Annotated in this window: 3 protein-coding genes; all 3 read right to left on the bottom strand. The window is 46.4% G+C overall.

Annotated features, from left to right (window positions below):
• Positions 1 to 5: 5 nt before the first annotated feature.
• Positions 6 to 3,221, bottom strand: coding sequence for a non-ribosomal peptide synthetase (locus tag MKZ07_RS29905; RefSeq protein WP_341029130.1), 3,216 nt, complete (start codon positions 3,219 to 3,221; stop codon positions 6 to 8).
• A gap of 135 nt (positions 3,222 to 3,356) precedes the next feature.
• Positions 3,357 to 10,226 (bottom strand): non-ribosomal peptide synthetase, encoded by a 6,870-nt coding sequence (locus MKZ07_RS29900; protein ID WP_051493783.1) that lies wholly within the window; start codon positions 10,224 to 10,226, stop codon positions 3,357 to 3,359.
• Positions 10,213 to 15,006, bottom strand: coding sequence for a type I polyketide synthase (locus MKZ07_RS29895; protein WP_051493784.1), 4,794 nt, complete (start codon positions 15,004 to 15,006; stop codon positions 10,213 to 10,215). The genes MKZ07_RS29900 and MKZ07_RS29895 overlap by 14 nt, the downstream gene beginning before the upstream one ends.
• Between the last annotated feature and the right edge of the window lies 1 nt (position 15,007).

Below are 15,007 nucleotides of genomic sequence, written 5' to 3'. Positions count from 1 at the left end.
TTTATTTAGCCCTCCAAGAAACGAATTAGTCTATCAGTTTGTAATAGAGTTCTTCTGGATTCATTCAATTCAGCTTCCTTATCTTGTTCTTCTTGGTTGTCAATTACCTCTTTGGGCTGCAGGTATTTGGCCAGACGGGCTATACTGGTGTGTTCAAACAGAACCGTTAAGGGTATATCTCTATTTAGCTTCGCTTTGAGCTTATTGTTAATCGTAATAATGTTTAGCGAATTTACTCCCAGTTCAAAAAAATTATAGTTTATCGGTACAGCTTCTGTTTCCAATACTAAGGCAAAAATATCTGTTATAATGTTCTCCATTTCACTTGCTGGCTGCATTCGCTCGGATCTGCCTGGAACTATTGATGAGGGCAGCGGTAGTGCCCCCTTGTCAATCTTGAAGTTTGGTGTCAAGGGTAACGCTTCCATCTGAATAAAGAAAACAGGAATCATATAGACCGGCAACTTGGAAGCCAATAGCTTCTGCCAATTATCTATATCAGGAACACCTCTGCTAGTATAGTAAGCACATAGTTGCTTTTCCTGTCCTACGTTCTGAATCTGAACGGTCACTTCTTTGAGGTCTAAGAAGTTCGCCATAGTACGTTCAATTTCACCGATCTCAATGCGATATCCCCTAAATTTCACCTGAGAATCAGCTCGGCCTAAGAAATCGACGGTTCCATCAGGAAGCCAGCGGGCTAAATCACCTGTCCGGTACATCCTCCCATCAGGCATAAACGTATCTTGAACAAATTTCTGATCGGTAAGCTCCCCGTTATTGTAATAACCCAGGCTTACCCCATCACCGCCCACGCATACTTCTCCTATAGCACCTACAGGGAGAAGATGAAGTCCCTGATCCATAACATATACCGATGAATTGTCCAGAGGACGTCCTATCGGGACACGATCTGCTTCCAAATCGGAATCGTTAATAATGTGAACGGTGGAAATTGTCGTATTTTCTGTAGGTCCATATCCGTTAATTAGAATCAAATCAGGATTCGACTCTCTTACTTTGCGAACGTACTTAGCTAATAGAACATCACCGCCCACCATCATACTTGTTAAAGAAGAGAACACTGCAGGGTCTTGATCGCATAACCGGTTAAACAATGCAGTAACCAACTGCGTACTGTTAACCTTTCGGCGGATTAATAATTCACCAATCCTTCCAGAATCAATACAATCCTCCTCGTCTGCCACAACCAGAGTGCCTCCTTGCAGCAAAGCCACCCAAATTTCGAAAGTGCAGGGATCAAAGGTAGGCGAGCAAGTCTGAAGCATAACCTGACCATGCTGGAACTTCATAAACCCAGCACTACTTACTAGATGAATAATATTCCTATGAGTAATCATCACGCCTTTGGGTTTCCCTGTTGAACCAGATGTATACATGATATAAGCCGGACTCTCAGCAGTATGACTTTGGCTTATATCTTCGAACGCTACGTCGTTGTCTGTATAATCTAGGAATAGAGTTGCTATACCATCTGGCAGTTGAGATTCTAGTTCTTTCTGGGTACATACCATCTGGATATCTGTATCCTTAATCATTGTTGTCAATCTCTCAGCAGAGCTATTAATATCCAGTGGTACATAGACTGCACCTGTCTTCATTATTCCCAGCATGCCAGCTATCATTTCTGGTGAACGCCCTACTAATAAGCCCACATTACCACCAGGGCTCACCCCTCTAGCCCGCAGTAGAGCGGCTAAGCGGTCAGACCAGGCATCCAGCTCCGCATAAGTGAATTCTTTATTTCTCCATACAAGAGCAGTGTCGTTCGGATAGCTTGAAGCAATACTCTTAAAATAAGCGTCAACGGTAGTATCGGACGGATAGGTGGATCTCTTTCCATTGAAGCCTTGTATAATCTGCGTTTGATCGAGAGCTGAGCATAAACTCAACTCATCTACAGAAACATCCGGACTGGCGCAAGCCTCCTCTAGCAGGTTTATCAGACTTCGCTCCAAGCCTTCTATTGTTTCTCGCGAGTACCGTTTCTCATTATAGATAAATGTAACCGAATACTCATTTCCCGGATTGACGATAATGCTGAAATCATAATTCGCACGTTCATACACCTGAATATCCTCGAACCATAAAGAGTGTTCCGCTTCCGTCTCCCTTTCTCTAAGTTGATCGATTAGGGGATAATTCTCAAACGCCACTACATGGTCCAGCAGCCTATTCTTCAGTTCACAGTGTGTTTGAATTTCATAGAGCGGATAATATTCATAGGCAGTCGATGTAAAACTTGCATCTTGCACTTTGGAACAAATCATGGCAAAACTGTCTCCATCAGCGGTTTGAACACGTTGTGGCCTTGTGTTTATGAATAAACCAACCATGGATTCCACACCGGGTAAATCAGGTGGTCGCCCAGATACAACCGTTCCAAACACAACATCCCGAACATAGTTATACTTTTGGAGCAGCAGACCCCATGCACTTTGAAACAACGTATTCACCGTAAACTGTCGTGCTTTTGCCAAATACTCCATTGCTTCCACCAAATCCGATTTCAATGGAAAGACATGCCTAGCATGACAATAAGAATCCGTATTCCCCAGTGTAGGGATCGATGCTGGTTTATCATATCCATCAAGATACTGTTTCCAGTAGGCACAGGCCTCATCCACACTCTGCTTTTGAAGCCAACTGATATATTCGCTATATTGGTAGCCCGCTTTAACAGCCGGTATCGTCTGATTATTAACCGCAGTTTCATAATATCCGAATAGCTCCTGAAAGAAGGGCGCAAGTGACCATCCATCCATCACGATATGATGAAAAGTCAATATTAACCTCCAGGCTTTGTCCCCGACTCTCAATAACGCTGACCGAAGCAGCACATCTCGACTTAAATCAAACCCTCTAGCTCTATCTTTTTCCTTGAAATTATCTACAGCAGCTTCTATTGAATGCATGTTCCTATAATCCTCAACTGTCATTTGAGGGTGCCAGGATTTCAATACGATCTGCCTGGGCAGATCCGTTTTCTTGTAGGAGAACACCGTACGTAGAATATCATGGCAGTCAGAAATCTGAATCAATGCGTATTCCATACATTGGGGATTCACATCACCCATAATATTAAAATCAAATTGCTCCAGATATGCTGAAGATAAAGGATCGAGAGCATGACTTATTAACATCCCGTTCTGCATTGGAGACAAACCGTAAATATCCTGTATATCATCCTTATGGATCATATTGCAGCTCCTTGTTTATCCTTTACCGCCAAATAAATAGTACCATATTTGGTTAATATAAACAAACATAATCACTATTTAGCGATTTATTTAAAATAAAGGATATTAATTGTAATATTTAGAATTCATATACACTCAATTCAATGTTATATCCTCTAAGATACTATCTAGTTCTTCTTTGCTTAATTTGGTTACCGTGTAATCTGAAGCAGTTTTCTCACTGCTTTCTCTCTTCAAACAGAACTCGGCAATCTGCTCAGCCATCGTATCAAGCAGCGCCAAGAGCTCTTCAATCTCTTCTTCACTGAACATTGCGCGGGGATATCGCATTTCTATGGATATTGCCGATTCCACTCGAACTGCGACGATATCCAGCACCCATTGGCTCTCCCATTCGTCATCAGTGGTGACTTCGCCTGGCAAATGGTTAATATTCATTTCTGAATCATTTGTATTTCCTTGCACACCAAGATAATTAAAGCAAACCGCAGGTACCAGACTTTCCAACAAGGCTCGATCCTGATCTTCCAGTCCTGAATCCAATTGACGAAGAACACCATATCCAAAGCCCCGTCTAGGTACTCCGCGCACTGCTTCCTTAGTGTTCTTAATTGTATCTCCAATTCCGCTGACCGCCTTTAGCAACAACGGATAGGTGCTCGTAAACCAGCCAATCGTCCGGCTGATATCTAAACCTGGAGCGAAGTCCTCTCGTCCATGGCCCTCAAGGTTGACTAATAGAGCCGTTGTCTTAAACCATTCACACAATGCACGAGCCAGAACACTTAGCAAGAGATGGACAGTCTCGGTGTGATATGCAGAGTTGGCATCGCCACATAGCGCTCGGCCAACGTCTCCCTTAATCCAGTATTCTGCTCGCGCAGTATCCTTGCGCAAGACATTTACCGGGGCAAGCGGTGACGGCAATTTCCTAACCTCATTGGCTAATTCCAGCCAATACGGCAGCTCATCTCTAGCGCCTCCGGATCGGGCCCATTCTGTTAGCTCCTTGGTCCATGCGGAGAATGATGAGGTCTTCTTGGGTAGCGAAATCTCTGCATGTTCTAAACAGGCCTGAAAATCCTCCAATAGCACCCCCCACGATACAACATCCATAGCCATATGATGCACTGCAATGAATAGTTGACCTGCCTCTTGGCCTGACCCAATAGCTGCAGCCACCAGCGGACCTCCGTCAAGATGGATATGTTTTTGCACTTCAATCATTGCTTCATGAAGCGCATCTTCATTTAAATGCGGTGGCAAGTCCGTTAAATAGTACATCGGACCTTCATCTGGACTCCGCAATCGCATCCTTCCATCCGATGATACTGTCAGCCTAAGGGCATCATGATGTCTGCATATACTGGTCAACGCCGCTTGAATTTTTGTACGATCCCAGCTTGTATTGCTTCTGATGAACATGGCCTGATTGAACCGTCTGCCGGCATTCAACTCATTACTTAAAAACCAACTCTGAATAGCGCCAGGAGCACAGACGCCTTGAATATCGTGCTGCTCAACCTGCATCTTGAGTTGCATATTTAGATGTGGAGCCAAGGATTCAATACTCTGATTTTTGAACAAATCCTCCATCTTCACGCTATAGCCTTTATCTTGAAGTCTTGCGATTACTTGGATGGCTTTGATCGAATCGCCGCCCACATTGAAGAATTTATCATCCATGCTTGGCGTACGAATGCCCAGAACTTGAGACCATACATCGGCCAGCAACAATTCATGTTCATTGCGGGGCGCGCGAACCGGTTTCTGTGCACCTGAGAAGGGTCCGGGAAGTTGACTCTCGGCAATCTTTCCATTCTTATTGAGCGGTAAGACGGAGATAGGAATCACAAACGATGGCACCATGTAGCTTGGAAGAGTCTCTTCTAGCGAACGGCGTACATTCTGGCACCCAACTTCACTTGAATCCCCATCAAGGACTACCCACAAGCAGAGGCTCCGCACTCCTGCTTGATCCACATGAATTCCAGCATACGCTCCTATTACAGAGTCCAGGCAATTGGCGGTCGTTTCAATTTCCCCCAGCTCAATGCGATATCCTCTAAACTTCACCTGCTGATCGCTGCGACCCAAATATTTTAGAAGTCCGTCAGCCCCGCGAACCACCAGATCGCCACTGCGGTACAACCTTTCATCCGGCTGGAAGGGATTCTTAACAAAGCGCTCTCTCGTAAGCTCCGGCTGGTTCAAATATCCTATTGCCACACCAGGCCCTCCAATGTACAATTCCCCTGGCATTCCAATAGGCTGGGGATGCATCCGGTTATCCAGCACATACAATGAAGTGTTGCCAATAGCATATCCGATGGGAATTCCTTCATCTCCCGGCAAACAGTCTATTGCATACGTCACAGCGAACACCGTTGTCTCCGTAGGTCCATAGCCATTAATTAGACGATTAGGACCTATGCGTTCGTAAGCTTTCCGCACATGATATAGCGATGCTGCTTCACCACCAAAAACGACTTTTCGAGTAGAATCAAAGCATTCTAAATTGACATCAACCATCGCATTGAACAGAGAAGTAGTAACGAAAAGCACAGATACCTTGTTTCTCAAAATGATTTGGCTCAGCACTTGGGGATTGGTGACCTCATGCTTATGAAGCAATACGAGCGCTGCGCCATTTAATAATGCATTGAAGATGTCGAATACTGAGCCGTCAAAGGAGTAATTAGACAACTGCAATAATACGTCATCAGGAAGGATGTCAAGATACCTTGAATTACGCACCAATCTTATAACTGATTTGTTGCTTACCAGAACACCCTTAGGCGTTCCAGTAGAACCTGATGTGTACATGGCATAGGCTGCAGTATTACCATCCACTTGTAAGGCAGGATTGGCGTCAGAAACATCAGGATTTAGCGCATTAAGATCCAGCACAGGATTTTCATAATCAAGGCATTCCCTATATTTATGGAATAATTCTCCATGAGAAAGCAAAAGCTTTGCCCCACCATCCACCAGCATCATTTGCAAACGAGCCGTGGATAGTTCAGAATCCATTGGGATATAATAGCATCCGGCTTTTAGAACACCTATTATTGCAGCAATCATATCGAAGGAACGGTTTAATAAAAGAGCTACACCGGATCCGGGTTCAACACCATGCGCAGCAATCTCTCGCGAAATACGGTTGGCCCAAGCATTCAGTTCCTCATAGCTCAGGCGCTGGCCATCCATGATTAATGCGTCTACCTTGCCTCGGCGATCGACCATCTCTTCGAAAAGGGCGGGAATTCCCCGTTCATCAGGATATGGCATCTCAGCACGGTTCCATTGATTTAGAATCAAATCCATCTCCCCCTCCTCCATCAGATTCAGTTCATCTAAGGGAGAAGACGGATTATCCACTATGGAGGCAAGCTGCCGTTCAAATCGCCTAGCCATTCGTTCTATAGTGGAATGCCTATAAAGAGCTTCTGCATATTCCCATTCCATAAGCAGACCTTCCGGGGTTTCTCTTGCACTTACCGTAATATCAAACTTTGCGGTTCTCGAATCAAACTCTATAAATTTCTCATCCGAGCCCGACAGTCCCATGTCAACGTTTTGTAGAGCAAAATAGACATCAAACAAAGGGTTACGGCCAGGAATACGCTCAGGCTGTAAATCCTCGATCAAAGCTTCGTAAGGATATTCCTGATTATCAAAAGCTGACATTACCGTCGTTTTAAGTTGACCCAGAAAATCATGAAAGCTCTCCATATCGGTGGATCTTGTCCGAATAGGCAGCGTGTTAACGAACATCCCTACAATCTCTTGAAACTCCAGATAAGGTCTTCCGGCTACCGGTGTTCCAATGACAATATCACGGCCGCCTCCCAGACGGGCCAAAAGATTGTGAAAGGCTCCCAGCAGGACTGTAAACAAAGTCGCTCCAGCGTTCTTGGCCAACTGCTTCACCTGGGCTGTCAGCGCACCGGGCACCATATGAATAACCCGTGAGCCGCGGTAATCCCGTAACGCCGGACGGGGCTTGTCCATATAAAGATCCAGCACAGGTATTCCATCAGCGAACTGCTCCATCCACCATTGACGCTGCTTCTGCAAGGCTGTCTCATCAAGACGCTTCCGAATCAGTGCGGAGGCTTCCCGATATCCCATCAACAAAGGTGATAATGTCCTGTTCTCGGCCAAAGCCATGTATTCGGCAAAGAGTATCCCCATTGAAGCTCCATCTGTAATGATATGGTGCAGATCAATAGCTAGATAGGCCTCATGACCATTGATCTCGAAATATCCAGCCCTTACCAGCGGTGCCGTTTCCAGATCAAACGGTCGGACAAATCGTTGAAGCTCTGCCTGTAGCATGTTCATCCGGATATCCGCATGATCTTCACACTCCAGTAACTTGCGCTCTACATTAAAATTCACGTTGGAACGAATGACTTGCACAGGCAATCCATCTTGCAGATGGAACGATGTACGCAAACTTTCATGACGTTCGATCAGACGGCGCATTATTTTTTCAACATCGTCGATATTTTCATGCTTCCGAATTCTCGAAACTCCCGTAACGTTATACGCTACCGAATCGGGCATCATACTCACCGACAGGAACGTTCTGCTCTGGGCAGGAGTAAGCGCCAAGGTATTCTCCTCACCTTGAGAGCGTTGAATAACCTGAGCTTGTACGGTAGACCCCTCCAGCAGAGAATCCAGTACTGCATCTGTGAAACCGAAATCCTTGAACACGGTTTGCACAAAATCGCTAAAGACCGGGAAACCCAAAAGCGACGACGGGGGTAATTCTAGGCTGTACGCTGTATTAAGCACTTGGATGATTCTGAGCGCATTGATAGAATCACCACCAAGCGCATAGAAATCATCCTGAGGATGAATGACTGGATACCCCAATACCTCAGACCATATCCAGGCCAATAAAACCTCTACGTTACCAGAAGCCTCATGCTCTGCAGGTAATCGGGAACCTGATGCTACTGCTTCCTTCCATATTGATACAGCATCGAACTTCATACTGTTCCCTGTTTCAGACGCCTCTGACTCGCTCTCCCCTAAGTTCCGGGGAGTTTCATCCCAGTAACGCTGATTGTTAAATACCTGGGGAGGTAGCGGAGTTCGTCTTACTGACTGATTCGCATAGATCCCCTCGAAGTTAACGTTAACCCCGGTGATATATAGTTCAGCCAGTGACATCCATGCATTTGGCATTTCCCGCATTTCCGGATTTGCCAGAGACGCTACAAGACTCTGCATGGCAGTCTCGCTATCCACAGTCTGCTCTTCCTTCTGAGCAAAGGTAGAGGATTCCGGTGTTAACCACAGGCTAACCCCTTCTCCCGACTGCTGATAGGTATATGTATCCCATCCTCCTTTGGAGATAGCTTTCGCCAAGACCTCAAGTCCAGCTATGAGACCTTGGGCATTCCGGCATAGTATAGCTGCGCGCACATGATGATGCTCGCGCCCTGTACTGGCAGTAAAGCACATATCATGCCAACGCATGTTTGGATGCTTCTTTACATACCTCAGATGGTGCAGAACCGTTTTTTCCAAAAGCTTAATGTTACGTCCCGATAAAGGATACAGGCTCAGCCCCTCATCTATACCAGAACGTTCATCAATCGGAGCTTCTTCTACCACCAGATGACAATTTGTACCCGACAGACTAAAGGAGCTGATTCCCGCACGCCTTGGGGCCATGCCAGCATCCCATGATGTTAAAGTGTCTTGGATGTAAACTGGGCTGTTGCAGAAATCAATATATGGATTTGGCATTTGAAAGTTAATTGTTGGAGGCAACGCGCGTGCGCGCAAGGATAAGAGCACCTTAATCAGAGAAGCCATTCCAGCCGATCCTACCGTGTGGCCTATATTGGACTTAACAGACCCAATGGCACAAAATTGCCGCTTGTTCGTAAACTTGGAAAAAGCGCCGGTCAGTCCTTTTATCTCGATAGGATCGCCTAAATGGGTCCCCGTACCATGTGTTTCAATATAAGAAATCGTTTCAGGAGGTATTCCCGCACGCTCCCAAGCCTTTAGCAAGACTTCCTGTTGTGCACGGGCACTTGGTGCAGTCAAGCCGTTGGATTTCCCATCATTATTAATCGCAATACCGCGAATGATTCCATATACATGATCCTGATCAGCCAGAGCTTTCGACAACGGTTTGATAAATACCGCTCCTACACCTTCACTCCAGACAGTACCACTTGCGCCGCTGTCGAAAGCTCTTACAATATACTCACTGGACTGGGTCTCATTATCAAAATTCACCGGGTCTAAAAAGAGGTTGGCACTCCCTATAAGAGCAGAATCACAATCGCCTTGCCGGATAGCCTTAATGGCATAATCCAATGCCACCAGAGCTGAGGAACAGCCGGTATCGAGTACAATCGCTGGCCCATGAAGGTTCAACAGATAGGATAAGCGGCTGGCCAAAACACCTGTCCATGATCCGGTCACAGTTGTAAAATCCTGATCCGACACAAAGGGCATATAGGACATGCTCAATCGGTGTGTATGGTCATTGCCCACAAAGATCCCTACGGAACGTCCTTGTAACTGGCCGCGATGATAGCCTGCATCTTCTATCGTTTCTATAAAGGTCTCAAGCAACAGACGATGATAGGGATCTAGGTGTAAGGCCACTTGAGGTGGGATATTGAAGTATTCCGCATCAAAAGCATCAATTGACTCCAGGAATCCCCCTTGACGAAGGGGCCCCTTAATCTTGCGGATACGTTTAAAATCTTCGAGTCTCGCAGCCGGGAACGGCGTAATGGACTGGCGGCCAGCAGAAAGATTATCCCAGAGCTGGTCAGGATTGTCGGCATCAGGGAAATGGCAGGACATGCCCACTATTGCTATAGGTTCAACATCACTCTTAGCTGTACTCCCCAGTTCCTTCAAGTATTGCTTCACCAAATTTGGATCAAGCTCCCGTTCTTTCACTTTAGACAGAAGAAACTGAATCAATTCCTTTTTGACATTCATACTATCCTTCGCCACGCTGTCCCCCCCCAGTAGACTTATCTAAAAAGAACTCCAAAAATTCTGTTCCGCTCAATTCTCTCTCTAAGAGTTCCATGAGTTCATCCACCACATCATCCGATTGGCCTGCAGTTAATGATTCGTCAGGCACAGTATGTTGTCGTTGGCTGTCAATGAAGTCTGACATGTCATTAACCGAGGGATATGAAAAGATGTCCGAAATATCAACAAGTCCCGGGAACTGATCTTCAAGCAGCTTCAATAGCTGCGTAGACATCAGAGAGTTCCCCCCCATATCCTGAAAGCTTGCAAATACATCTATTTCACTTAGTCCCAGTACCGCAGCAAAAATATTACCTAATGTACGCTGCGTATCGGTTATCTCGACAACTCCCTTTAATTTGACCGATGCCTCACTCTGACTTTGGCCTGATCCCTTATCACTGGCAGCCAACGGTATAGAAATTTCTGGAGCCAGCCGGAAAGGCAGATCATCAGCAAGTTGAGCCGCCAGTCTCGTATTAAGAGCTGCCGGAACGATACGCTGCTTAGGATGAACAATCAAGTATTCAAGCCAGTTAAGCCCGTCCTCTACATCTAGATGGCTGAAGAGGTTATCAGCAGCATCTATACTGAAATCTACAGACATGCCTACCTCCTTCCAGCTCGGCCAATTCACTGAGATGACCTTAAGCCCCCGTTGTCTGCTTGCAGACTCAGCGAAAGAGTCAAGGAATGCATTCGCGGCAGAGTAGTCACCTTGCCCTTCTCCTCCGGTCAATGCTGTGATTGAAGAAAAGAGTGCCAAAAATCCCTTGCCCTCTTGCGGTAGAAGAAGATGCATCAAATTCATCGTGCCATCTAGTTTAGGATTCAGTACCTGCGAGAACTGCTCTTTATCCTTAGACATCAAAAAACCGTCTCCCGCTACACCAGCGGCATGAAAGATTCCTGCGATCTCTCCATAACGATCCTGCAGGGAATCTCCTAATACTCGGACACTATCACGATTTGAGACATCAAGGCTTATATATTCCAAACTTCCTAACCGGGATTTTAGATCAATCAGTTTGCAATATAATGCTGTCCTTTCGGAAGGTCCTGATTCCGATAAACTCTTCCATTCATCAGCCGGCGCTATAGGCGTTCGGCCCAGCAGTACGACGTTTGCCTTGCCTTTCTCAGCCAAACGTCCAGCCACAGCAAGACCCACACCGCCTAGACCACCGGATATTAAATAGACACCTGTACGCTCCATTGAAAGACTCGTGTTCAGCGGCACACGATGCGGCCGCAGTTCCTCAATGAAAACTCCCGAAGTACGTAATGCCCGTAGTCCGGCTCCTTTGAACCGGAACAACTCATCCACTACGGCAATTTCAGAGACCGGCCCCGATACGTCCACAATGTCTACATTTAAGTGCTTATACTCCTGACCGATTACTCTTCCAAGCGCTCCTGTAGCCGCCGAAAGGGGAACGATCCACTCCGAATGGTCTACAGCCCAGGCATCCCGTACCAATACTTTTAGACCGCCGGGCCATTTGGACTTTCCGTTCAGAATGCTCTTACATAGCTGGAACAAGGCATCCACGCCGAGACTGCGTCTTTCGGCAAACCCCAGATCAGATTCCCCAGCCTCTAAGGTGTAATCGCATGAAAACAGCAGTCCCTTGACTCCGTTCTTCTCGGCAATTGACAATATCGTATCCATACCTTTTGGATCTGGTGTATAAGCAGGAGCAGCTTCTTCCTTGTTATCCGCTGCCAGCAGAAAGGTCACCACCTCGACTCCAGCTACTTCCAAAGCGTTCCGCAAGCCCTGATAGCGACTTCCTTCGGTTGCAATGAGCGCCCACGGTCCGTCCTTCTCTTCATACAATGACTTCTTCGACTCTTCGCGGGCTACCCATGTCATCTGTAAGCAGGAACCTGCTGTATCATCACTGCCTATTAAATCGAGGTCATGCACCCGCTTAACAGAATAATCGCTGATTTGTGCCGCAATCCGTCCTTCAGCATCTACAATATCTATGTCATAGGTCATAGTCTCGCCTCTTCCATCCTTAGCAGTATGGAGGCGGATATGAGTATATAATTCCTGTGTAAACGAACGATAGAATCTTAGCCGCTTGTACATGAAGGGAAGGAATGTCTCCCCCGTACTTTGGCTGGTCAGATTAACTGCATTGTCCAGTAGCGAAGGATGTAAAGGATAGATATTAAGCTCCTGCTGTAAATTCTCTGCTAGCTGCAAACGAGCCAGTGTTTCAGAACCAATCCGCCAGACTGCACGTACCGTATCCCAGTGGGGACCGAATCTAAAAACTCCAGTGTCGTGGTCATCTATGAAAGGATCTTGCACCTCATCTGCCCGGGACTTGAGATCCGTTAGATCCATCCGATCCTGACCTAATTCAACATCCAAAGCATATACCTTACCCTCTAAGTGGGAAATCCACTCCCCAGCCTGATTACAGCTCGCCACAGAGAACGAGTACCCGGACTCCCTTGGCGTTAGCGTTAATTGGGCCAATACTTCAGCCTCTTCTTCAACGATCAGAGGAAACAGAAAGAATACATCACGAAACTCAATGCTCTCCTGGCCAAAAGCTCGAGCCGCAGCAAATCGCACCATTTCCAGGTAGCTTGTACCTGGCAGCACAGCTTTGTTGCTTATCCGGTGGTCCGACAGTACCCAATGCTTATCAATTCTGAACGTTGTTTGATAGCTGTGTTTTCCTTCATGGGCTGGAAGCTTCTCTTCTACCAGAGGATGCAGATTATCTGCGGGCTTTGTGCGGATTTTGCTGACCTTGGGATCAGCCCACACACGTATTCGCTGTAATGGATATACTGGAATAGGTATCCTTCTGCGAGATTCTTTATGATAGAGAAGCTCCCAGTTAATATCGGCTCCTTCGACATAGTGCCGGCACACTCTCTCAAGTATCGATGCGTCCGATGAATCCCCGTTCAGATAATCCTTCATCTTAAATGAGGCTAATTCACTAAGGTTATTACGTGTGTACACGCTAAGCTCACCAGATTCAAGCAGTTGCTTCTTCTCACTTACAATCATGTGATAGCCCGTGTATACTCCGGTTAACCCTAGGGGACTCCCTCCGTTATTCACTAAGGCCTTTACTTTCTCGCGCAGTTCATTCTCAGTTCCTGCAATAATTACAGTCCTGTATTCATAATGTCCCCGGCCAATGTTCGAGGTGTAACATAAGTCAGCCAGATTCCATGAATCCCCTTCTAAAAATGGCATGTAGCGCTGGAGGTATTGCTGCATCACCTCTTCATTCTTAGCGCTAATGGATAGACAATACCGGGGCTGCAAAGCTGGCTTCGGCTCCATATTAGGTGCTTCTTCGACAACCAGATGACAGTTCGTCCGACTGAAGCCGAAGGAACTGATTGCAGCCCGGCGGGGAATTCCATTAACATCCCAGGATTGCAGCTTGTTATTTACATAGAAAGGACTTTCAACGAAATTAATATACGGGTTAGGCGTATAGAAATTGATTGTAGGCGGCAATTCCTTATGCTCCATGGACTTAATAACCTTAATCAAGGATGCCACACCGGAGGCAGCAACCATATGCCCCATGTTGCTCTTCAGTGATCCGATGCCGCAGAATTGCCGCCGGGATGTATATCGGCGAAAAGCACTCATCAGTCCCTTTACCTCAATGGGGTCGCCCAATACAGTACCTGTCCCATGGGCTTCAACATAAGAGATCGTTTCAGGCGGAATGCCCGCTTTTTCCCAAGCATCGACAATTACATCTTCTTGCGTTTTTGCACTTGGTGCTGTCAAGCTATTCGTTCTGCCATCGTTATTGATGGCGCTGGCTTTTATTATGCCGCGGATATGGTCTCCATCCTCGAGTGCCCGATGCAGTGGCTTAAGCAGGACTACTCCGGCTCCCTCTCCCCATACTGTACCGTTAGCCTTTGCATCGAAAGTCTTGACTAATTCATCGTTTGACTCCACGTTTTCCATGTTCGCCCCTTCTAAGTAACGAGGCTTTATTTCACCTGTTGTCGTCAGATTAAGACCTCCGGCAATCGCTTGATGGCATTCACCAGCAATCAGAGCTTGAGCTGCCATATGGATACTAACCAGCCCTGCAGAACAAGCCGTATCTATGATCATAGAGGGTCCCTTAAAATCGAAAGCATACGAAATCCGGCTGACAATCATACTCTCCCACGAGCCCGTGAGCTGCATAGGATGCTTATCAGAGCTAAGCCGGTAAAAAGAATAATTGGTTTCATCCCTGCCTATATAAACACCCGTCCGGCTCCCGATCAGAGAATCACCGCCGTAGCCTGCATCCTCCATAGCCTCCCATGCAATCTCCAATGCTACACGCTGATTGGGGTCCATGTACGTTGCCTCAGTGCGGGGTATTCCAAAAAAAGCGGCATCGAACTTGTCTATTTCGTCTAAATATCCGGCCCGGACGTTAATGTCAGGAATATCCTCAGGATGTATTGCATTACCGAGCATAAACTCTGAGTAATGCGGGTTACGTAATACATGTTCAATATCACGAAGCCTCTCCGGAGGGAATTCACGGATGCCATTCACACCGTCCCTCAAGATTTTCCAGAACTCTTCAGTATCATTGGCACTTGAGAAACGGCCTGCCATCCCAATAATCGCGACGTCCCGCTGAACGGATTCAGTAGTTTTCATCAGTTCTGTAAGCAAGACCTTCGCTTCGTCTTTACTCAACTGTTGTTTAGCGACCTGGGACAATATATATTTTTTTAGCTCCTCCATC

The sequence above is a fragment of the Paenibacillus sp. FSL P4-0338 genome, assembly GCF_038002365.1.
Lineage (GTDB): Bacteria > Bacillota > Bacilli > Paenibacillales > Paenibacillaceae > Paenibacillus_AQ.
This window is presented reverse-complemented; position numbering and strand designations above follow the sequence as displayed.